1 protein-coding gene is annotated in these 646 nt (G+C 51.2%); it reads right to left on the minus strand.

All coding sequences use genetic code 11. The features are described 5' to 3' along the window. Window positions 1-636 (minus strand): IS4 family transposase (locus L5M28_RS24055; RefSeq protein ID WP_263204546.1); only part of this gene is annotated, 636 nt, incomplete at its 3' end. Between the last annotated feature and the right edge of the window lie 10 nt (window positions 637-646).

The raw sequence follows: 646 nt of genomic DNA on the forward strand, positions 1-646 counted from the left end.
AAACCGTTGTTGTGTGTCGGTTTTAAAGCGCAGGTATTCGATGATATCGGCTTCACGGTCACAAACCGAAATCACCTTCTGCATCTGTGGTCCCAAGCGAGTCGCCATCGCTGCTGAAGCCCGTTGCCATTTGTAACTTTCTTTCTGTTCATAATCACGTTTGGCACGTTGTTTTTTCTGGCCATAGGCTTCGCGGTCGCGTGCCCAGCGATGCTGCTCAATCAGTCCAACGACYTGCTGCGCCTTGGGGGCAAACAATAAAACCGTGTGCGCTTCCAGYCCRCTGGAATGTTTGTGGGACGTGGTATGTCCAAGTTCTTCCACGACACTTGGGTGGGTGAACTCCAACGACGTGGTGTCTTCCAGCGCCAGTAGGCAGTCAAATGGTTCGCAGGCTTGCACTGTGGCAGCAAAACCTGCCTCAGCAATCGCTGCCGGACTGATATGCTCGTTACGGACAAAGCGATAAGCGGCTTCAATGTCTGCACTGGATGAAAGRGATTGCACGATAGATTGTCCTGTATGAGCTGCAAGTTGAGCCGCCAACTGTACAAGCCGTTTGGTCCTTCGTACATCCCCTAATTKTGCGCGCTGAAAAATGCTYTGTGCCCAGAGTGATGGTTCACTTAAAAACATGGTATGTGGT

It is taken from the genome of Shewanella sp. SW32, from assembly GCF_025653365.1.
Lineage (GTDB): Bacteria > Pseudomonadota > Gammaproteobacteria > Enterobacterales > Shewanellaceae > Shewanella > Shewanella oncorhynchi.